Source organism: Streptomyces sp. ISL-98 (genome assembly GCF_018614055.1).
Lineage (GTDB): Bacteria > Actinomycetota > Actinomycetes > Streptomycetales > Streptomycetaceae > Streptomyces > Streptomyces spiramyceticus.
The window spans coordinates 148,369-170,049 of sequence record NZ_JAGGPB010000034.1 but is presented as its reverse complement, the minus strand read 5'-3'; the positions used below and the strand labels follow the sequence as shown (position 1 = coordinate 170,049).

At 66.6% G+C, this 21,681-nt stretch carries 16 protein-coding genes; 7 read left to right on the top strand and 9 right to left on the bottom strand.

Features of this window, described 5'->3' with window-relative positions:
- Positions 1-67: 67 nt before the first annotated feature.
- The 7 genes from J7I98_RS22885 to ngcE all read right to left on the bottom strand — a co-directional run bounded on the left by J7I98_RS22885 (position 68) and on the right by ngcE (position 8,308).
- On the bottom strand, positions 68-1,351 hold the full coding sequence (locus J7I98_RS22885; protein ID WP_214924157.1) for a sugar ABC transporter permease: 1,284 nt from the start codon (positions 1,349-1,351) through the stop codon (positions 68-70).
- Entirely contained in the window at positions 1,348-2,136 is a 789-nt protein-coding gene (locus J7I98_RS22880) for an ATP-binding cassette domain-containing protein (RefSeq protein WP_214924125.1), read from the bottom strand. Before J7I98_RS22880 ends, J7I98_RS22885 begins: the two co-directional genes overlap by 4 nt.
- Before the next feature lie 202 nt (positions 2,137-2,338).
- Positions 2,339-3,439, bottom strand: a complete 1,101-nt coding sequence (locus tag J7I98_RS22875) for a sugar ABC transporter substrate-binding protein (RefSeq protein ID WP_214925149.1) — start codon at positions 3,437-3,439, stop codon at positions 2,339-2,341.
- A 133-nt stretch (positions 3,440-3,572) separates the two neighbouring features.
- The gene (locus J7I98_RS22870) at positions 3,573-4,772 is read right to left on the bottom strand and encodes an ROK family transcriptional regulator (RefSeq protein WP_214924120.1); all 1,200 of its coding nucleotides are present in this window, start codon (positions 4,770-4,772) and stop codon (positions 3,573-3,575) included.
- A gap of 158 nt (positions 4,773-4,930) precedes the next feature.
- Positions 4,931-5,857: a carbohydrate ABC transporter permease gene (locus tag J7I98_RS22865; RefSeq protein ID WP_214924118.1), complete on the bottom strand. Its 927-nt coding sequence runs from the start codon at positions 5,855-5,857 to the stop codon at positions 4,931-4,933.
- Complete coding sequence (locus J7I98_RS22860) at positions 5,857-6,780, bottom strand: carbohydrate ABC transporter permease (protein ID WP_214924115.1); 924 nt, start codon at positions 6,778-6,780, stop codon at positions 5,857-5,859. The genes J7I98_RS22865 and J7I98_RS22860 overlap by 1 nt, the downstream gene beginning before the upstream one ends.
- Before the next feature lie 82 nt (positions 6,781-6,862).
- A complete protein-coding gene (ngcE, locus tag J7I98_RS22855; protein WP_214924095.1) occupies positions 6,863-8,308 on the bottom strand; it encodes an N-acetylglucosamine/diacetylchitobiose ABC transporter substrate-binding protein in 1,446 nt (481 codons plus the stop codon).
- A gap of 466 nt (positions 8,309-8,774) precedes the next feature.
- Here ngcE and J7I98_RS22850 point away from each other — a divergent pair, with 466 nt between their 5' ends.
- The gene (locus J7I98_RS22850) at positions 8,775-12,581 is read left to right on the top strand and encodes a GH92 family glycosyl hydrolase (protein WP_214925145.1); all 3,807 of its coding nucleotides are present in this window, start codon (positions 8,775-8,777) and stop codon (positions 12,579-12,581) included.
- Positions 12,582-12,653: 72 nt separating this feature from the next.
- On the opposite strand, the gene J7I98_RS22845 is transcribed toward J7I98_RS22850, so the two are convergent.
- Positions 12,654-15,464, bottom strand: coding sequence for an aconitate hydratase (locus J7I98_RS22845; RefSeq protein WP_214924083.1), 2,811 nt, complete (start codon positions 15,462-15,464; stop codon positions 12,654-12,656).
- 314 nt (positions 15,465-15,778) lie between these two features.
- Here J7I98_RS22845 and J7I98_RS22840 point away from each other — a divergent pair, with 314 nt between their 5' ends.
- The 3 genes from J7I98_RS22840 (at position 15,779) to J7I98_RS22830 (ending at position 18,162) form a co-directional block, all read left to right on the top strand.
- Positions 15,779-16,297: a GNAT family N-acetyltransferase gene (locus tag J7I98_RS22840; protein ID WP_308377896.1), complete on the top strand. Its 519-nt coding sequence runs from the start codon at positions 15,779-15,781 to the stop codon at positions 16,295-16,297.
- Positions 16,298-16,407: 110 nt separating this feature from the next.
- Positions 16,408-16,623, top strand: coding sequence for a hypothetical protein (locus J7I98_RS42605; protein ID WP_214924077.1), 216 nt, complete (start codon positions 16,408-16,410; stop codon positions 16,621-16,623).
- Between the two features lie 9 nt (positions 16,624-16,632).
- The gene (locus J7I98_RS22830) at positions 16,633-18,162 is read left to right on the top strand and encodes a UDP-N-acetylglucosamine 1-carboxyvinyltransferase (protein WP_214924074.1); all 1,530 of its coding nucleotides are present in this window, start codon (positions 16,633-16,635) and stop codon (positions 18,160-18,162) included.
- A 434-nt stretch (positions 18,163-18,596) separates the two neighbouring features.
- Here the strand turns inward: J7I98_RS22830 and J7I98_RS22825 are convergent, their stop codons facing one another.
- Positions 18,597-19,586: a helix-turn-helix transcriptional regulator gene (locus J7I98_RS22825; RefSeq protein WP_214924060.1), complete on the bottom strand. Its 990-nt coding sequence runs from the start codon at positions 19,584-19,586 to the stop codon at positions 18,597-18,599.
- 383 nt (positions 19,587-19,969) lie between these two features.
- Here J7I98_RS22825 and J7I98_RS22820 point away from each other — a divergent pair, with 383 nt between their 5' ends.
- The 3 genes from J7I98_RS22820 (at position 19,970) to J7I98_RS22810 (ending at position 21,653) form a co-directional block, all read left to right on the top strand.
- A complete protein-coding gene (locus J7I98_RS22820) occupies positions 19,970-20,248 on the top strand; it encodes a hypothetical protein (protein WP_251021027.1) in 279 nt (92 codons plus the stop codon).
- 230 nt (positions 20,249-20,478) lie between these two features.
- Positions 20,479-20,643, top strand: a complete 165-nt coding sequence (locus J7I98_RS22815) for a hypothetical protein (RefSeq protein ID WP_214924055.1) — start codon at positions 20,479-20,481, stop codon at positions 20,641-20,643.
- Positions 20,644-20,696: 53 nt separating this feature from the next.
- Positions 20,697-21,653: an iron-containing redox enzyme family protein gene (locus J7I98_RS22810; protein WP_251021026.1), complete on the top strand. Its 957-nt coding sequence runs from the start codon at positions 20,697-20,699 to the stop codon at positions 21,651-21,653.
- The last annotated feature ends 28 nt before the right edge of the window (positions 21,654-21,681 follow it).

The window sequence follows — 21,681 nt, the reverse complement described above, 5'->3', positions numbered from 1 at the left end:
CGGACGGCCGTACGCACAAACGTGCCCGGCACCGAAATCGGTGCCGGGCACGTCCGGTGTGCCGCGGTCAGGCGCGGCCCGCGGTCTTCTGGGTCTTCCGGGTGACGGAGTCGATCACCACGGTCGCCAGCAGAACACCACCGGTGATCATGTACTGGATCGGCGTGGCGATGCCTTCCAGCGCCAGCCCGTACTGGATCGAGACGATCACCATGACGCCGAGCAGCGCGTTCCAGGTCCGGCCGCGTCCGCCGAAGAGGCTGGTACCGCCGATGACGGCCGCCGCGATGACGTTCATGAGCAGGTCACCGGCGCCGGCGCTCTGGTTGGCGGCGGCGATCTTGGAGGCCCAGAACAGGCCGCCGACGGCAGCGAACGTACCGGCGATCGCGAAGACCGAGATCCGGACCGCCGTGACGTTGATACCGGCACGCCGCGAGGCCTCGACGCTGCCGCCGAGCGCGAAGATCTTGCGGCCGTACGCGGTGCGACGGAGCACGAAGTCCGTCACCACCAGCACGACGAGGAAGAGCAGCAGCGCCAGGGGCAGGCCCTTGTACTGGTTGAACATGATCGCGGCGGCGAATGCGACCACAGCGAGCACCGCCGTACGCATCACGATGTCCATGAGCGGGCGGGACGGGACGCCCGCGGCCTCGCGGCGGCGGTTGTCGAAGAAGGACGAGAGGAAGAAGCCGGCCACCGCGAGCGCGGCGAGGCCGTAGGCGGCCGCCACGTCCGAGAAGTAGTACGTGGTCAGCTTGCCGACGACGCCGTCGCTGTCCAGGTTGATGGTGCCCTGGTCGCCGAGGAGCTGGAGCATGAAGCCGAGCCAGAAGAGCAGGCCGGCCAGTGTGACGGCGAAGGCGGGTGCGCCGATCCGGGCGAAGAAGAAGCCGTGGACCGCGCCGATGGCCGCGCCGCTGGCGATCGCGACGATCACCGCGAGCCACTCGTTCATGCCGTGCGTGACGCTCAGTACGGCCACGATGGCGCCGGACACACCACTGACGGAACCGACCGACAGGTCGATCTCGCCGAGCAGCAGCACGAAGATGATGCCGACGGCCATCATGCCGGTGGCGACCATCGTGACGGCGATGTTGCTGAGGTTCTGCGCGGAGAGGAAGTTCGAGTTCAGACCCTGGAAGATCGCGCAGATGAGGATCAGACCGATGACCACGGGGATCGAGCCCAGGTCACCGGCGTGCAGCTTGCGCTTGAACTCGGAGATGTAGCCCGCGAAGCCGCGCTCGCGGACGAGCAGCCGGGGGTCGACGGCGGTGAGCGCGTCGTGGGCGGCCTCGGGGTTCTCGACGACGTGGCCCGCGGGGATCTTGTCGGTGCTCACTTCTGGGCCTCCCCGTTGCGCGCCGCACGGCGGGTCACGGCGTTGTCCGTGGCACCGGTGATGGCGGAAATGATCTCTTCCTGCGAGGTGGTCTTGACGTCGAAGACGCCGTTGTTACGGCCCAGCCTGAGGACCGCCACCTTGTCCGCGACGGCCTTGACGTCCGCCATGTTGTGGCTGATGAGGATGACCGCGTGGCCGCGCTCGCGCAGCCGCTCGACGAGGTCGAGGACCTGGGCGGTCTGCTCGACGCCGAGGGCCGCGGTCGGCTCGTCGAGGATGACGAGCTTGGGCTCACCGAGCATCGAGCGGGCGATGGCCACGGTCTGGCGCTGACCGCCGGAGAGCGAGGCGATCGGGATGCGCACGCTCGGGATCCGGATGGACAGCGTGGTGAGGAGCTCGCGGGCGCGGCGCTCCATCTCGACCTCGTTGAGGATGCCGCGCTTGCGGATCTCCCGGCCGAGGTAGAGGTTGCCGACGACGTCGATGTTGTCGCAGAGCGCGAGGTCCTGGTAGACGGTCGCGATGCCGAGGTTCTGCGCGTCGTGGGGCTTGTTGATCTGTACGGAGCTGCCTTCCCACTCGATGACACCGTCATCGATGGGGTGGACGCCGGCAATGGTCTTGACCAGCGTGGACTTGCCGGCTCCGTTGTCGCCCACCAGGGCGACCACTTCACCGGCGTGGACCTCAAGCTCTACGTCGGTGAGCGCCTGGACGGCACCGAACCGCTTGGAGACCCCTCGCAACGCCAGCACGGGCGTAGCGGACACGTGAACCATCTCCTTCGCCGCCTGACCGGCGGGGATGCCGCGCCGGGGGGAAGTGGCGCGGAGGTTGAGCAGGAATGTGCGGGTGACGGGTGTTGCGGGTGGCGGGGTGTTCTGTCCGGCGCCCCGCCCGAGCTGCGGGGCTGTGGAGGGCGGGGCGCCGGACAGGCTTCAACCGCGCGTAAGTCTTCGAGTCCCATGCGGGACAGGGGACTTACTTGAGACCGAGCTTGTCGCAGGCGGCCTTGTACTTCGGGGTGCAGATCTCTTCGACCGTGTAGACGCCGTCCTTGACGACAGTGTCCTTGATGTTGTCCTGGGTCAGCGAGATGACGGGCACCAGCAGGGTCGGGATGCCCTTGGTGGTGGGGCTGTCCACGGTGTCCTTGGCGATGTTGTTGAGCTTCTCGCCCTTGGCCAGCGCGACGGCCATCTCGGCAGCGGCGGACGCCTCAGGGGCGTACGGCTTGTAGACGCTCATGAACTGCTCACCGGCGACGATGCGCTGCACACCGGCGAGTTCGGCGTCCTGGCCGGTGACCGGCGGGAGCTTGGAGAAACCGGCGGCCTTGAGAGCGGTGATGATGCCGCCCGCCATGCCGTCGTTGGCGGAGTAGACGCCGTCGATCTTGTCCTTGCCGAGGGACGAGATCGCGCCTTCCATGTTGGCGTTGGCGTTCTCCGGCTTCCACTCCTTGGTGTCGTACGACTTGCCGATCTTGACCTTGCCCTTGAGCTCGGCCAGCGCGCCCTTCTTGAAGAGGGCGGCGTTCGGGTCGGTGATGGCGCCGTTCATCATGACGATCTGGGCGTCCTTGGCCTTGTCGCCCAGCGCCTCGAGCAGGGCCTCGCCCTGGACGTGGCCGACCTCTTCATTGTCGAAGGAGGTGTAGGCGTCGATCGGGCCCTCGGCGAGGCGGTCGAAGGCGACGACCGGGATGCCCTGGTCCTTGGCCTTCTTCACGCCGTTGGCGATCGCCTTCGAGTCCACCGCGTCCACGATCAGCGCGTCGACCTTGTTGGTGATCATCGTGTCGATCTGCTGCGTCTGGACGGTGGCGTCCTGCTTGGCGTTGGCGTAAACGACCTCGGCCTTGCCATCGGTCAGCTCGCTGATCTTCTCCTCGATCAGCGGCTTGTCGAACTTCTCGTAACGCGCCGTCTGGTTCTCCGGCAGGAGCAGGCCGATCTTGAGGGCATCGCCCTTGTTCCCGGCTGTCTCGTCTGCCTTGTCTCCGGACTCCTTGGCGCTGCCACAGGCGGCGAGGGAAACGGCCATTGCGGTGGCGGCCACGGCCACGGCGGCACGACGCATCTGCGTGTTCACTTCAGAAACCTCCCTGACGAGGCCGCGTCGTTGCGGCCGAGGTGGCTGGAAGTCAACTCCGCCCCGCTGGCAGCGTCAAGGAGTAAACCCTTAACGAGATGACAACGGTGCCATTCGTTATCTAGGTGAAGGCAGGCGCGTCGGCGGGCAGTGCACTGTCCAGAAGGGTCGAATCGCCCATTTCATTGAGTACGAGCGCCAGCGCGCCCAGCACTTCGGACCGCCCGCCGAGCGCTCCGGGCAGCACCGAAAGCTGCCTGGCTGCGCTGGGAATGGCGTACCTGGACACCGAGTCGCGGATCGGCCCGAGCACCAGCTCACCCGCCTCCGCGAGGTCTCCGCCCAGCACCACACGGCTGGGGTTGAGGAGGTTGCAGAGGTTGGCGACGCCGCTGCCGATGTGGCGGCCGACGTCCGCGATGACCCGGCGGCAGCCCGGATCGCCCTCGCGGGCCAGCTGCACCACGCGCTCCATGGTCAGATCGGCGCCGTGGCTGGACTGGAGCAGCGGCAGGACGTACCTGGCGGCCGTGAAGGTCTCCAGGCAGCCCCGGTTGCCGCAGCGGCAGACCGGCCCCGACTCGTCGAGCGTGATGTGCCCGATCTCGCCGGCCGTGCCGCCGGGTCCCCGGTAGATCTGTCCGCTGATCACCAGGCCGGCGCCGACACCGCTCGCGACCTTGATGTATGCCAGGTCCTTGACCCCGCGCCCACTGCCCCAGACCAGCTCGCCGAGGGCGCCGAGGTTGGCGTCGTTGTCGACGTACACGGGCACACCGAGGCGGCCGGACAGTTCCTCGCTCGGGTTGATGCCCTTCCAGCCCGGCAGGATCGAGGTCGAGCCGAGCGTGCCGGACTCGACGTCGATGGGTCCCGGTACGCCGAGACCGACGCCGATCACCTTGTCCTGACTGATGCCGGTCGCCGCGATCAGCCGCTTGACCAGGCCTTCTGCCCGGTCGAAGCCTTCGGCGGACGAGGCGTCCACGTCCAGCGGCTCGGCCTCCTCGGCGAGCACCTGGTGCGCGAGATTTCCGACGGCAACGCGCAGGTGCGTATGACCGAAGTCGACGCCGATGACGATGCCCGCGTCGCTGCTGAGCGCGACGCTGCGAGCCCGGCGGCCGCCCGCGGAGGTCGGCGTGACCTCGACGGTCCCGCCGTCCTTCAGTTCGCGAACGATATTGGAGACCGTGGCTGCAGAGAGCCCTGTGGTCCTGGCGATCTCTGCCTGGGTGAGCGAGCCCGCCATGCGTACCGCACGAACGACCCGCTCAAGGTTGGCCCGGTGCAGTGACGTCTGCGACCCCGGAGTCTCCATTGACTTCCCTTCCTCCAACATGTGAACCCTAAGATGAGCCTTTGGGGTTGCTTCGCGTCAAGACCTTGAGCGTTGTGACACAGCCCGCTGAACGCCGAACCGCCCGTCGGCGGGATGCCGGCGGGCGGTTCGTACTGAGGCAGAAAACCCCGGTGGCGCTACTTCACGGCGCCCGCGGTCAGGCCGGCGACGACCTGGCGCTGGAAGATGATGTACGCCGCGAGGACGGGCAGCATCGCCATCACCAGACCGGCGAAGAGCCCCGACCAGTCGCCCTTGTATCCCTGGCTGGTCGCGAGCTCGACCAGGCCCTGGGAGAGCACCCGGTTCTCCGGGTTGTTGTTGAGCACCGTCGGCAGCATGTACTGGTTCCACTGCCCCAGGAAGTTGAAGATGCCGACGCTGATCAGGCCGGGCTTGGCCATCGGCAGCATCACCTGGAAGAAGGTCCGGGTGTGCGAGGCGCCGTCGATCATCGCCGCTTCCGCCACCGAGCTCGGCAGCGTACGGAAGAACGAGGTGAGGAAGAAGACGGTGAAGGGCAGCGAGTACGCGATGTAGACGAGGATCAGGCCGGGGATGGTCTCCAGCATCCCCATGTTCTTCAGTACGTAGAAGAGCGGCACCAGGGCCAGCATGATCGGGAAGCTCATTCCTCCGACGAAGAGGAAGTAGATGAAGCGGTTCCCGGGGAAGTCGAAGCGGGCGAGGACGTACGCCGCCATGGAGCCCAGCAGCAGCGTGCCGACGAGCGAGCCGCCGACCACGATGACGGTGTTGAAGAAGTAGTCGCTCATGTGCGCTTCGGACCAGGCGCGCGACCAGTTCTCGAAGTGCAGCTTGTCCGGCAGCGAGAACGGCGACTCGAAGATCGACGCGTCGTCCTTGAAGGACGTCATCACCGCCCAGAGCAGCGGCATGACGACCATGAAGGCCCACAGGATCAGGACGCCGTGCGAGAAGACGTTGAGCGTGGTGCCGCTGACGTCGCGCCGCTTCTTGGCGGGCTCCGTGACGGTCGCCTTGCGCACCGGCGGGCGGTCCGCGGCGCCGACGTCGGCGGGAGGGGTGTCAGTGATCTTCATCAGAACTCCAGCCGCTCACGCCGGCCCAGTCGCATCACCAGGGCCGCGAAGGCCAGAGTGATGACGAGGAGGGCCACTCCGATCGTTGTCGCATAACCTGCCTGGCCGTCCCGGAACGCCGTCTGGTAGACGTACAGCACCAGGACGGTCGTCGAGTAGTCGGGGCCGCCGGGGCCCACGGTCATGATCTGGACGACCGCGAAGGATTCCGCGCCCAGGGCGAGGATTCCCAGGTAGACCCAGCCCGACTGCACGGTGTCCCAGAGCAGCGGGATGGTGATCCTGAAGAATGTGGTGACCCGGCTCGCGCCGTCGAGCAGGGCAGCCTCGTAGAAGTCCCTGGGAATGGACGCCATGCCCGCGGAGAAGAGCACCACGAAGAAGCCCACGGTGGCCCAGACCATCACTGCCATGACTGCCCAGATGGCGATGTCCGGGTCACCCAGCCACTGCGGCTGAATGCTGTCGAGACCGATCGCTCTCAGCAGTCCGTTGATGGCGCCTTCGTTCGGGTTGTACGCGAAAGCGAACAGCACCGCGACGATGGCGATCGAGAGCACCTGCGGGAAGAAGTAGGCGACCTTGTAGAAGGACGAGCCCCGGACTCCCGCGATGGCGGCGCCCTTCCGGCGCCGCCCGCCGACATTGATCATGAAGGCGAAGAAAAGCGCGAGGCCGAGCGTCACCAGCGGCAGCAGCAGTGCGAAGAGCAGGCTGTGCCCCAGAGAATCCCAGAAGATCTGGTCTTCCAGCATTCTGCTGTAGTTGTCGAAGCCGACCATTTCGAAGTCCGGGCTCAGGCCGGTCCAGTCCGTGAACGAGTAGTAAATGGACTGGATGAACGGCCAGATGACGAAGATTACGTACAACGCCAATGGGGCTCCCAAGAACCCCGCAATGAACCGGTACTTGCCGTGTTGCATGGTTACCGACCCCGCTCTTCGGGCGTGTGCCGCCGCTGGTTCTGCGATCTCCCGGGGGCCCGCCCCCGGACCCCCGGGTTACTCACTGGTGCTTGTAGTGCTTGATGGACTGATCCTTGGCCGCCGCATCGGCAAAGCCCTGGATCTTCTTGATGGTCTCCGCCGGGGTCGCGCGGCCGGCCATCATCTCGCCGAGACCGGCGACACCGATCTGCTCCTTCTGGAGCTTCACATACCAGTCCTGCAGGCGCGGGTTCACGACATTCGCACCGGCCTTTTCGAGCGCGGCGCTGGCCGAGGTGAGGCCCGGGGTCAGCTCGATGCCGTCGGTGCCGCCGTTGAGGGCGGTCAGGGACTTCACGCTCTGGGTGAAGTTCTTGGACGACGCCTCACTGAGCATGATGCGCAGCTGCTCCATGCCGCCGTCGGGGTTCTTCGCCGACTTCGGGACGATGAACGGCTCGCCGCCGGACGCCCAGATGGTGCCGAAGGGCAGCTTGTCGGAGCCGTCGAGGCCGGACGGTGCGCCGACGGACAGCTTGAAGTCGGCGGGCATGGTCTTGGACGCCTCGTTCTCCACCCATGAACCGTTCGGGATGAAGAGCGCCTTGCCCTTGGTCCAGGCGGTCTGCGACTGAATGTGGTCGATGCTCGGCGTGCCCTTGAGGATGTAGCCCTTCTTGAAGAGCTCGTAGTACGCCTCGAAGGCGGCCTTGACGGCCGGGTGCTTCCAGGCGTTGGGCTCCAGGTTGTCGATGGCGTCGAGGACTTCGCGGCCACCGATCTTGGCGATGAACGGGTAGAGCGAGAAGGGGATGTAGTACGGGTGCTTGCCCGCGTACGTCCAGCCCGCGATGCCCTTCTTCTTCGCCTTGGCGCACAGCGCGAGCATGTCGTCCCAGTTCTCCGGGTACGTCGCGTCGAGCTTCTCCAGCGCGGTCTGCGAGTACCAGACCCCGTAGACGGTGTACGCGTAGTACATGATCCAGACCGGGTCGCCGTCGAACTGGCCCATCTCGACGATGCCGGGCCGCAGCGTGTCGCGGACCTTCTTGCTCGGGTCGTCGATGGACGCGGCGTCCAGCAGCGGGGTGAGGTCGGTGAGCTGCTTCTTGCCGACCAGGACGCCCATGTCCATCTGCTCGGCGCCCGAGTTGTCGATCAGGTCCGGAGGCGTGCCGCCGTTGAACCTCGGCTGGAGCTGCGAGCGGATCTTCTGCGTGGAGGAGAACTTGATCTGCGCCTTGGGGTACGTCTTCTCATAGACGGCCTTGGCGTCCTGGGCATACTGCGTGCCGAACCCGCCGTCGAAAATAACAATTTCGAGCGGGGCGCTGTCATTGACGCCCAGCGGGTTCTTGTCCGTCTTCTTGCCCTTGTCGACCTTTTCGTCGCCGCCGCTGTCACTGCTCGCACAAGCGGACAGGAAGCTCATCGTCGGAACAGCGATCAGGCCGAGTGCGGCAGACCGCTTGATCAGATCGCGACGGCCAAGGCCCTCATTGTTGTGGGCGGAGGTGGATCCCATGCTCAAGTCCTCGCCTTCTCCAGGACTCAGGCGGTGTACCGGTCACCCGTCGATATTCGCCTAGGCGAAGGGCCCCGCCACCGCGGTCAAATGACGCTGGGTCGTGCAGAGTTGCAGAAGATACGGAACATAGCGTCAGGCAGCCGCCCGAGGCGACTTCCCACGCTGTTCCCGTCCCCCTGGCCCGCTGCCACAAAGCGGCGTTGCAGACGCCGACAGGTATAGTCCACTTCCCGCCAACTGAGCAAGATCGAAAGCAGGTTTGGGCGGCAGTCTTTCCCGAGTTGAGACCTCGCGGATATCTGGAACGCGCACGTAGCCGCCTGTGCGGCCGCGCAAAACCGGCGCGCCCCCTTCGTCTCCCCTGCCGCGTACAACACCCTTGACACCATCGGTGACTTGGCTTCCTACTGGACCCCGTGAACCGCTCATGACAACGTTGTCCAAGGGGAGCCACATGTCCGGGATGCAGCACAGACCTCGGCACGGACAAGGCCGCACAGCGGCCGCCATCGCGGCGGCCGCTCTTCTGCTCGTCGTCACGGCCCCTTCCGCGGCCGTCGCCCAGCCCACCGAACCCGCACCGCCCGAGCGCGCGTTCAGCTCCTCCTTCGAGGCGGACGAACCTCAGCCGGAATGGCGTAATACTGTGGAAACCGGACCGGACGGCTCCAAGCGGGCATCCGGCGTCGACGGTGGCTTCACTTCCGGGATACCGGGCAATGTCACCGACCACGTCACGGACGTGCGCGCGAGTGCGGAGAATGTCGCGGGCGGCGAGATCAAGGAGAATCTCGTCGACACCCAGCCGGGCACCAAGTGGCTGGCCTTCGAGCCCACGGCCTGGGTCGAGTTCGACACGGATGAACCAGTCAAGGTCGTGACATATGCCCTGACTTCGGCAAATGACGCCCCGGAGCGCGACCCGAAGGACTGGACGCTCAAGGCCTCCGCCGACGGCAAGGAGTGGAAGACCCTGGACTCCCGCGAGGGCCAGAGCTTCCAGAAGCGCTTCGAGACGAAGACGTACGACTTCCAGAACGACACGGCGTACGCGCACTATCGCCTGGAGATCACCAAGAACAACGGCGCGGCAAATATCACCCAGCTGGCCGACGTTCAGTTCTCGAACGGTGACACCAGCGTGCCCGTCCCCGAGGACATGCGCAGCCACGTGGACCGCGGTCCCGGCGGCTCGCCGACCGCCAAGGCGAACGCGGGATTCACCGGAAAGAAGGCGCTGCGTTACGCCGGTACGCACAAGGCGGACGGCCGGGCGTACTCGTACAACAAGGTCTTCGACGTAGATACGGCGATCACTCGCGACACCGAGCTCTCCTACCGGGTCTTCCCTTCACTGCCGGAAACCGACCTGAACTATCCGGCCACGAACGTGTCGGTGGACCTCGCCTTCACCGACGGCACCTATCTGAGTGACCTCAAGGCCGTCGACGCGCACGGCGGGGTCCTCAGCCCGCAGGGCCAGGGCGCCGCCAAGCGGCTCTACGTCAACCAGTGGAACCAGGTCGCGTCCCGGATCGGCGCGGTGGCGGCGGGCAGGACGGTCGACCGGATCCTGGTGGCGTACGACTCCCCCAAGGGCCCGGCGAAGTTCCAGGGCTGGATCGACGATGTGACGATGGCGCCCAAGGCCCCCGAGAAGCGTCTCGACCGTCTTTCGGACTACGCATCGACGGTCCGCGGCACCAACTCCAGCGGTTCGTTCTCGCGCGGCAACACCTTCCCGGCCACCGCCGTCCCGCACGGCTTCAACTTCTGGACGCCGGTGACGAACGCCGCGTCGAAGAGCTGGCTGTACGACTACGCGCGCGCCAACAACGCCGACAACCTGCCGACCCTCCAGTCGTTCAGCGCCAGCCACGAGCCGAGCCCCTGGATGGGTGACCGGCAGACCTTCCAGCTGATGCCGTCGGCGGCGGCCGGCACACCGGACACCTCCAGAACCGCCCGGGCCCTGCCCTTCAAGCACAGCAACGAAACAGCGAAGCCGCACTACTACGGCGTCGCCTTCGAGAACGGCCTCAAGGCCGAGATGACCCCGACCGACCACGCGGCGATGATGCGGTTCACCTATCCGGGCGACGACGCGAGCGTCATCTTCGACAACGTCACCAAGGAGGGCGGACTGACCCTCGACCCCGCCACCCGCTCCTTCACCGGGTTCTCGGACGTCAAGAGCGGACTCTCCACGGGCGCGACGCGGCTCTTCGTGTACGGAGTCTTCGACGCGCCCGTCACCTCGTCGGCCTCCGAAGGCGTCACCGGCCATCTCCGCTTCGACGCCGGCGCGGACCGCACCGTCACCCTGCGCCTGGCCACCTCGCTCATCAGCGTCGACCAGGCGAAGCGGAATCTCGCCGACGAGATCCCCGGCTCCGCCGGCTTCGGCCGCATCAAGGACCGCGCGCAGGACGCCTGGGACGACATCCTCGGCCGCGTCGAGGTCGAAGGCGCGACGCGCGACCAGCTGACGACCCTCTACTCCAGCCTCTACCGGCTGTACCTCTACCCCAACTCCGGCTTCGAGAAGGTCGGTTCGAAGAACCAGTACGCCAGCCCCTTCTCCCCGCAGACCGGCCCCGACACCCCCACCCACACCGGCGCGAAGATCGTCGACGGCGAGGTGTACGTCAACAACGGCTTCTGGGACACCTACCGGACGACGTGGCCCGCCTACTCCTTCCTCACCCCCAAGAAGGCCGGCAAGCTCGTCGACGGCTTCGTCCAGCAGTACAAGGACGGCGGCTGGATCTCCCGCTGGTCCTCCCCCGGTTACGCCGACCTGATGACCGGCACCTCGTCCGACGTGGCCTTCGCCGACGCGTACGTCAAGGGTGTCGACTTCGACGCCACGACGGCGTACGAAGCTGCGCTGAAGAACGCCACGGTCGTACCGCCCTCGTCGGGCGTCGGCCGCAAGGGCATGGAGACCTCCCCCTTCCTCGGTTACGCGTCCACCGAGACGCACGAAGGCCTCTCCTGGTCCCTGGAGGGCTACCTCAACGACTACGGCCTCGCGAAGATGGGCCAGGCCCTCTACGCGAAGACGAAGAAGGCCCGCTACAAGGAAGAGTCGGCGTACTTCCTGGGCCGCGCCCGCAACTACGTCAAGCTCTTCGACGACAAGGCGGACTTCTTCCAGGGCCGTGACCTCAAGGGCGACTGGCGGGTGCCGAGCGACAAGTTCGACCCGCGCATCTGGGGTTACGACTACACCGAGACCAACGGCTGGGGCTACGCCTTCACCGCCCCCCAGGACTCCCGCGGCCTCGCCAACCTCTACGGCGGCCGCTCCGGCCTCGGCGACAAGCTCGACCGCTACTTCTCGACCCCCGAGACGGCGAGCCCCGAGTTCACCGGCTCGTACGGCAGCGTCATCCACGAGATGACGGAGGCGCGTGACGTACGGATGGGCATGTACGGCCACAGCAACCAGGTCGCCCACCACGCGACGTACATGTACAACGCCGCATCCCAGCCCTGGAAGACGCAGGAGAAGGTCCGCGAGGTCCTCTCCCGCCTCTACACCGGCAGCGAGATCGGCCAGGGCTACCACGGTGACGAGGACAACGGCGAGCAGTCCGCCTGGTACCTCTTCTCGGCGCTCGGCTTCTACCCGCTGGTCATGGGCAGTGGTGAGTACGCCGTCGGATCGCCGCTCTTCACGAAGGCGACCGTGCACCTGGAGAACGGCCGGGACTTGGTGGTCAAGGCCCCCAGGAACAGCGCGAAGAACATCTACGTCCAGGGCCTGAGGGTCAACGGCAAGTCATGGAAGTCCACCGCCCTCCCGCACGACCTGCTCGCGCGCGGCGGCACGCTGGAGTTCGACATGGGCGCGAAGCCGTCCGCCTGGGGTACGGGCAAGAAGGCCGCGCCCGTCTCGATCACCCAGGACGACAAGGTGCCGACGCCGCCGTCCGACGTGATCAGCGGATCAGGCGCGCTCTTCGACAATTCGTCCGCCACGCAGGGGCAGTCCGAGTCCGTCGACCTGCCGCTGAAGTCACCGGCGCGAGCCGTCCAGTACACCCTCACCTCGTCGGACCGCACGAAGGCCCCCACGGGCTGGGTGCTCCAGGGATCCGACGACGGCGAGAAGTGGACCGACGTCGACAAGCGCTCGGGCGAGTCCTTCGCCTGGGACCGGCAGACCCGCGCGTTCACGGTGGACGACCCGGGTACGTACAAGCGCTACCGGCTGGTGAGCGGCCGCGGGGCGTCGCTGGCGGAGGTGGAGCTGCTGTCCTGACGTGGGCAAAACGCCCGAAGGGCCGCATCCCCTGCGCGGGGATGCGGCCCTTCGGGGCTCAAGCGGTGACGCCTACTTGCGGATCAGCGACCGCAGCACGTACTGCAGGATGCCGCCGTTGCGGTAGTAGTCCGCCTCGCCGGGGGTGTCGATGCGCAGCTTCGCGTCGAACTCGACCGTCTCCCCCGAGGTCTTGACGGCCTTGACCTTCAGGGTCTCCGGGATGCCGCCGTCGTTCAGGCCGGTGACGCCGGTGATCTCGAAGGTCTCCTCGCCGGTCAGACCCAGGGCCTCGGCCGAGGCACCCTCCGGGTACTGGAGCGGCAGGACACCCATGCCGATGAGGTTCGAGCGGTGGATGCGCTCGTACGACTCGGCGATGACGGCCTTGACGCCGAGCAGCGCGGTGCCCTTGGCCGCCCAGTCGCGGGACGAACCCGAGCCGTACTCCTTGCCCGCCAGGATGACCAGCGGGGTGCCGGCGGCCTGGTAGTTCTGCGAGGCGTCGTAGATGTACGACACGGGGCCGCCCTCGACGGTGAAGTCGCGGGTGAAGCCGCCCTCGGTGCCCGGCGCGATCTGGTTGCGCAGGCGGATGTTGGCGAAGGTGCCGCGGATCATGACCTCGTGGTTGCCACGGCGCGAGCCGTAGGAGTTGAAATCACGACGCTCGACACCGTGCTCGGTCAGGTACTTGCCCGCCGGGGTGTCGGCCTTGATCGCACCGGCCGGGGAGATGTGGTCGGTCGTGACCGAGTCGCCCAGCTTGGCGAGCACGCGCGCACCGGTGATGTCCACGACCGGGGTCGTCTCCATCGTCATGCCCTCGAAGTACGGGGGCTTGCGGACGTACGTCGACTCACTGTCCCACTCGAAGGTGTTGCCGGTCGGGATCGGCAGCGCCTGCCACTGCGCGTCGCCCGCGAAGACGTCGGCGTAGGACTTGTTGAACATGTCCTCGCCGATGGAGTTCGCCACGACGTCGTTGACCTCGGCCTCGGTGGGCCAGATGTCCGCGAGGTAGACCGGCTTGCCCTCGGTGTCGATGCCGAGCGCGTCCTTGGTGATGTCCACCTTCATGGAGCCCGCGATGGCGTACGCGACGACCAGCGGCGGGGAGGCCAGGTAGTTCATCTTGACGTCGGGGTTGATGCGCCCCTCAAAGTTGCGGTTGCCCGAGAGCACCGACGTAACGGCCAGGTCGTGGTCGTTGACGGCCTTCGAGACCTCCTCGGGCAGCGGGCCCGAGTTGCCGATGCAGGTGGTGCAGCCGTAGCCGACGAGGTTGAAGCCGACCTTGTCGAGGTAGGGGGTGAGACCTGCCTTGTCGAAGTAGTCGGTGACGACCTTCGAGCCGGGGGCGAGGGTGGTCTTGACCCACGGCTTGCGGGTCAGGCCCTTCTCGACCGCCTTCTTGGCCACGAGCGCGGCGGCGACCATGACGTACGGGTTCGAGGTGTTGGTGCAGGAGGTGATCGCGGCGACCGTCACGGCGCCGTGGTCGATCTCGTAGGTGGTGCCGTCGGCGGCGGTCACGGTGACCGGGTTGGACGGCCCGGCGCCCGGCACCACGGCCGAGTGCTGCGGGGCGCCCGCGCCGTTCTCCTCGTGGCCGTAGGCGGGGGCATCGCTGGCCGGGAACGACTCGTCGCTGGCCTCGTCGACCGGTGAGGCGGCAGTCGGCTGCTCCTGCTGCGGGGCGGCGTCGACGTAGTTGACGACGTCCGCCCTGAACTGCTCGGCGGCGTTGGCGAGCACGATACGGTCCTGCGGACGCTTCGGGCCGGCGATCGACGGGACGACGGTCGACAGGTCCAGTTCGAGCTTCTCGGAGAAGTCGGGCTCGGCGGCCGGGTCGAGCCAGAGGCCCTGCTCCTTGGCGTACGCCTCGACGAGCGCGACCTGCTGCGCGTCGCGGCCGGTCAGGCGCAGGTACTTCAGGGTCTCGTCGTCGATCGGGAAGATCGCGGCGGTGGAGCCGAACTCCGGCGACATGTTGCCGATGGTGGCGCGGTTCGCGAGGGAGGTGGCGGCGACACCCTCACCGTAGAACTCGACGAACTTGCCGACGACGCCGTGCTTGCGGAGCATCTCGGTGATGGTCAGCACGAGGTCGGTGGCGGTGGTGCCGGCCGGCAGCTCGCCGGTCAGCTTGAAGCCGACGACGCGCGGGATGAGCATGGAGACCGGCTGGCCGAGCATCGCGGCCTCTGCCTCGATGCCGCCGACGCCCCAGCCGAGCACGCCGAGGCCGTTGACCATGGTGGTGTGCGAGTCGGTGCCGACGAGGGTGTCGGGGTACGCCTGGCCGTTGCGGACCATGACGGTCCGCGCCAGGTGCTCGATGTTGACCTGGTGGACGATGCCGGTGCCCGGGGGGACGACCTTGAACTCGTCGAAGGCGGTCTGGCCCCAGCGCAGGAACTGGTAGCGCTCCTTGTTGCGGCCGTACTCCAGCTCCACGTTCTGCTGGAAGGCGTTGGCCGTACCGAACTTGTCGGCGATGACGGAGTGATCGATGACCAGCTCGGCCGGGGCCAGCGGGTTGATCTTCGCCGGGTCGCCGCCGAGCTCCTTGACGGCCTCGCGCATGGTGGCGAGGTCCACGACGCAGGGCACGCCGGTGAAGTCCTGCATGATCACGCGGGCGGGCGTGAACTGAATCTCCTGGCTGGGCTGGGCCTGGGAGTCCCAGCCGCCGATCGCCCGGATGTGGTCGGCGGTGATGTTCGCGCCGTCCTCGGTGCGGAGCAGGTTCTCCAGCAGCACCTTCAGGCTGTAAGGGAGGCGCGCGGAGCCCTCGACCTTGTCCAGCTTGAAGATCTCGTACGACTCGTCGCCCACGCGCAGCGTGCTGCGGGCGTCGAAGCTGTTCGCCGACACGACAGTCTCCTTCTTCAATGTGCGCGTTTCTACCGCATCCTGCCGCCACGGCCCCCTGGCCATCCGCTAAGGTGAGACTTACTTAGGTCACCCTTAGCGGTCGGCGGCTGCGGTACGCCTTCGGCAGATATCTCGATGTCGAGATAACACTAGTACATGGCCTCGACTCGGTCATGCCCGGACCACGCCTGACCGCTCCCATCGAATCGACGCTTTACTCCGGGCGGGGTGGAACTTTCGGATCAGGCAGCGGGGGCAGCCGTCGGAAGTCGCCGTGCGGGACCGGCGATCGGCGGTCTGACACGATCGACCACGTGCCGCCTTTACCTCAGCCAGCCTTCTGGCCCGCTTCTCTTCACACCGACCGGCTTCTGCTGCGCCCGATCGAGCGCGCCGATGTTGCCGTGATGTCGGAGCTCTGGACGGACCCCGAGGTACGCCGTTACCTCGGCGGGCCAGTCGCCGCAGAGGAATTGCCCGCGCGTGAGCGGGGTTGCGTGGGCGCGGTGGGGGCTTTCAGTGTGCTTCTGCGTACCGAACCAGTCGTGATCGGCTCGGTGCTGGTCGAGTCGGACTCGCGCAGGGCGGGCCGGGCAGAGGTGTCGTACCAGTTGCTGCCCGAGCACTGGGGCCGCGGATACGGCCGCGAGGCCGTCACTGCCGCGATCTCCTGGGCGCTGGACGAGGTCACGCCCGCGCGGCCGGAGGTCGTCGCGGTCACCCAGGAGGCCAATGCGCGTTCGCGGCGACTGCTGGAGTCCGTCGGCATGACTCTCGCAGACCACTTCGTCGAGTGGGGCGAACCTCAGGTCTTGTACGCCCGGAAAACCTGACGGCAGGTGTATCCGGACATGCCGCAGCTTCCCGAGTAGCTCCGTGGGCGTTTCATCGCGTATGTGCGGATTGCCTTCAATGGCGATGCGGCCGAGGGTGAGCGCCTGGGGTGTCACCGCTGCGCACGATCGGGCTCAGGCTCATCGACGACGTCCGGGAACTTCCGTACAGCGAGGGCGAGTCGATCCGCAAGGACCCGCCGTTCCCGCACGCGTACAGCAAGTCGCGTCTCGACCCTTCCAACCTTTTCCGCTTCAACCGGAATATTTCACACCGTCAGCTGACCGGCGCGCCCCAGGAATCCCACATCTCATATGTGAGATAGCCTGCCGCCATGGCAGAGGACTATCTCGTACGCATCGGCAAGCTCATCCGTGACGCCCGTCAGCATCGGGGCTGGACACAGACACAGCTAGCCGATGCACTCGGTACCAGCCAGAGTGCCGTGAACCGCATCGAGCGCGGCAATCAGAACATCAGCCTTGAGATGATCGCGCGCATCGGCGAGGCTCTCGACAGTGAAATCGTCTCTCTCGGGTACGCGGGACCGATGCATCTGCGAGTGGTCGGCGGGCGACGCCTCTCCGGCTCGATCGACGTAAAGACGAGCAAGAACGCGTGCGTGGCGCTGCTGTGCGCCTCGCTCCTCAACAAGGGCCGCACCGTCCTGCGGCGGGTGGCGCGCATCGAGGAGGTCTACCGCCTTCTGGAGGTGCTGAGTTCCATCGGCGTACGCGTCCGCTGGATCAACGACGGCAAGGACCTGGAGATCGTCCCGCCCGCCCGTCTCGACATGGACTCGATGGACGCGGAGGCGGCGCGCAGGACGCGGAGCATCATCATGTTCCTCGGCCCGCTGTTGCACCGGATGGACCACTTCAGGCTCCCCTACGCGGGCGGTTGCGACCTCGGCACCCGGACCGTCGAGCCGCACATGATCGCGCTGCGCCGCTTCGGCCTGGACATCACGGCGACGGAGGGGATTTACCACGCGGTGGTGGAGCCGGCGACCGGGCCCGCCCGTCCGATCGTGCTGACCGAGCGCGGCGACACGGTGACCGAGAACGCGCTGCTCGCGGCGGCGCGGCACGACGGCGTGAGCGTGATCCGTAACGCCTCGTCCAACTACATGGTCCAGGACCTGTGCTTCTTCCTGGAGGCGCTGGGCGTACGGGTCGACGGCGTCGGGACGACCACCCTGACCGTGCACGGCGTGCCGAACATCGACGTGGACGTCGACTACTCGCCCTCCGAGGACCCGGTCGAGGCGATGAGCCTGCTGGCCGCGGCCGTCGTGACGGGCTCCGAGCTGACGATCCGTCGGGTGCCGATCGAGTTCCTGGAGATCGAGCTCGCGGTACTGGAGGAGATGGGCCTCGACCACGACCGCACCTCCGAGTACGCGGCGGACAACGGCCATACGCGCCTGGTGGATCTCACCGTGCGGCCGTCGAAGCTGGAGGCGCCGATCGACAAGATCCACCCGATGCCGTTCCCCGGGCTGAACATCGACAACGTGCCGTTCTTCGCGGCCATCGCGGCGGTCGCCCAGGGCCAGACCCTGATCCACGACTGGGTGTACGACAACCGTGCGATCTACCTGACGGACCTCAACCGCCTCGGCGGCCGCCTCCAGCTCCTCGACCCGCACCGGGTCCTGGTGGAGGGCCCGACGCGCTGGAGGGCCGCCGAAATGATGTGCCCGCCGGCGCTGCGGCCCGCGGTGGTCGTGCTGCTGGCGATGATGGCGGCTGAGGGTACGTCCGTACTGCGCAACGTCTATGTGATCAACCGGGGTTACGAGGACCTGGCGGAACGCCTCAACTCGGTGGGCGCGCAGATCGAGATCTTCCGCGACATTTGATTGACGGGTGCCGCCACACCCTGACCAGCAAGAACACGGGTCAGGAGGGGTGCGGCGGCACCTGTGGGACTCTCTGGGACTTTGCGCCCGAGCCGGGCTCCTGCGGGCCGCTGTCCGGGCCCGACGCCGTCCCGGCCGAGGCTGCGTGAAGGATTGCGTCGATGGCGACGGTGCCTCGGGCGCCCGCGCGCGGCACGTCGGGCACCGCGTCCTGCTGCACCAATGCCTGGGTAGACGCCGCTGGGGCCTGAACCGATGACCGCGACTCGAAGCGCGGCGGGGGCTCCTTCCCGCAAGGGACTCCAGCATGGCGTCCGGGGCGCGCCGGCGGGAGACGCGCTGCCGGGGGATTACGTTTCTACCGTGCCGGAATCATCTGTCCCCGCGCCACAACCCCCCGCCGCCAGGAATTGTCGCCACACGTCACGCCCTCGTCAGCGTGTGGGGGGCAGCCATCCGTCCTGGACGGCATGGACCCCGGCCTCGAAACGGCTGCGCGCAGCGAGTCGCTCCATGAGTTCGGCGGCGATGCGCCGGGCGGTCCTGGGCGAGACCCCCAGCTTTTTCGCGATGGCCTCGTCGGTCAGCCCCTTGGCGAGCAACCGGAGAACCTCGGCCTCCTGACCGGGCAGCCCTCGGGGGTCGAGCTTCGGCTTGGTGCCGAACGGGGTTGCGGCCGACCACATGGACTCGAAAAGCGCACACAGCGCCGCAATGGTCCCCTCGCTCCTCACAAGCACTGCGCCATTGCGGGCGTCCACCAACTGGGTGGGCAGGAGGGCTTGCTTGCGATCGACAATGATGAGTCGGGTGGGCAGGCTCGCCGTGGTGCGCACCTCACCTCCCCTGGAGTGCAGCCATGTGACGTGTTCCACGGTCGGCTGGTCGTTGCGGACGCTGTCCAGGTAGATCGTCCGCATGCGGACGCCGCGGTCGAGCAGCGTCGTATTGGGACCACGGCTCGCTGCCAGATCCGATGGGGAGTGCGCGCCGCCCGGCGCGAACGTCATCACCTCCGACTCGGCGGCCTTCCCGAGCTGCGCCAGGCGCTCACGGATCGCATCAACCCCGACCAGCTGGTCTGTGTGCGATCCCGACGGTCGAAGGACTGAGTACTCGGCGATGAGTTGCGCGGCGGCTGCCCGCGACGCCTCCACCTTCGACTGCTCGGCCGCCAGCCGCGCCTGCTGGCGGGCAAGGAGTGACTCCATGGCTAACTCCGGGGAGACCGGGTGGAAACCGCTACCGTCGCTCTCCGAAGGGCGGATGAGAGCCAGTGCGCTGAGCTGGTTCAGTGACTGGCGAGCCTCTGACTCCCCAATCCCGTGACGCAGCGCCAGTGCACTCACGCCCTCGTCGGGATACGCCAGCATCGATCGGTAGATCTGCTCCGACAAAGGACTGACACCCAGGGTCTCCAGCACGTATCGCCCCCACCAGTATGCAGTTGACAAATGACGAGATCATTCTGGGGGAAGGTTGACGCCTCAGTCTACGGTGATAAATCGATCAAGAGGGCGCAGATTGCTGATACCGCACGGAATTGCGCCGGCCCGGATACCCCAAAGGGGCATCCGGGCCTCCTCGTAGCGTTCCGGGCCGGTTCGCCCGTTCGGCTCCCGGCCTCTCCCGCCCGGCATTCGCCGACAGTATGACGTCAGCCGGGAGCAGGGGGCCCGTGCTGCGGAGGACGCTTTCTGCAACGGCATAAAGTGTCCATACCGGTCACCTTTGCTACTGATTGCCGCGCGATGACTATGGATACGTGTATCTCATTCATGCCCGACTCGTAGCGGAAAGCGGCGACTTGCCCCCCGAGAGTGCCGCGGAAGCCGTGATGCAGTGCGCCCTCCCCGAGGAGCGCGTGGAGCACGTCACAGCGCATCCACTGGCCGCTTCGGGACCCGTCCTCGGTCTGTTCCTGCTGAGCGCCTCCCTGGCGGAGGCGGAGCGTTCCGCGCATGCGGTCTGCACGCGAGCCCTGGAGACGGCCAGTGAATTGCAGGGGTTCCGACTCGTCACCTGCCAGGTCGCCGTGCCTCCCATCCACTACGAACTGCTGCTCGGCGGCGAAGGAGCGGAATAGCGGGATCCGCTACGCGGCTCCCGCTCAGCCGTGTGAATAACCGCTGCCGACGCCCCCGCTGGACGCAATATGCCACTGCATATTTTGTCCATAGCGGAACCCTTTCCGCCGCAACGCACGGTCGGCAGAGTTGTGCTCGTCGGAACGGAAAACGATCGGGCACCGGTCGGGGGACAGCAGTCCAGAGCGTATCCGGCGATCCTCGGTAATTCTCAATAGGAGTGGTTCCTTTGTCTGCCGTCCGCAGCGCTCTCGTTCTCTCTCTCGCCTGTGCAGGTCTGCTGCTCTTCGCTCCGACCCACGCAAAGGTCGCCGGTGCGTCGCACATCCAGGCCGAAGCGCCGATAGACACGACCCCGGTCATGACCACGAACGACCTGACCTGGGGCAGCTGAAGGCCGGCACGCCTGTTGAGCAAAGCACACACCAAAACAGAAGGATGGCAACCATGACCGCTTCGCTGATAGAGGTTTCGGCGAATTCAACTTCGCAGTTTCAGCGCGAGCTGGACCTTGCATTCCCGCTGAACGGCTCTCCCGACAGGGCGGCTCGGCTCCGGCTGTTCAAACAACTGCACGCCCACTACGTGGCGTACATGGCAGGACCCGAAGAATTCGACAGCATTCCTCGCCTGAATGCAGACACCGAGATCAGCGCCATCGAAACTGCGTGGCTCCGGTGGGAAGACGCGCAGGTGGACGAGCGGACGCTGCCCAAAACGGGCCACGAGTTCCGCGAGTGGTTCCTCAACACCGCCGCACAGCACACCCAGCCGGAGTTCTGCCAGTACCTGGCAGAAGAGGCCACCCTCGATGAAATTGCACTTTTCTTCATGGGTGAAGAGCTGGTGGACAGTAAATTCGACGACCTCATGGCCATGGTCCAGATCGGAACTCAGGGTCACACAAAACTCACGATCGCTGAGAACTACTGGGACGAGATGGGCGAGGGAGACATCGAGCATGTGCATACCCGCATGTTCGAACACTCGGCCAAATACATGCGTGCTCATCTCGAAAAGTCCGGCGTCGACCACTCAAGCCTGCACTTTCCGGAGGCTTACGAGAACGCGTCCATGCTCTTGATGTACGGCATCCACCGGCACCTGAACCCGCGCGCCCTGGGGGCGATGGGTGTGCTGGAGCAGAGCGCCTCGCCCCGCTTCCAGTCAATGGTCGACGGGTGCAACAGGCTCGGGGTTCCGGAAGACGTCATCGACTACCAGCGAATCCACGTGCATGTTGACGCCGATCACGGTGCGGAGTGGTTCGAAGGGGTCTTCGTGCCGCTCGTGGACCGTTCGCCGGAACTTCTCCGGGAAATCAGCCTCGGCATTCTGACCCGAGTCCGGGTCGCCAACGGATATTACCAGCGCATTTGGGACGCCATGCGGGGCCTGCGCTAGAGGACGGCATACGACTTCGGACGGGTGG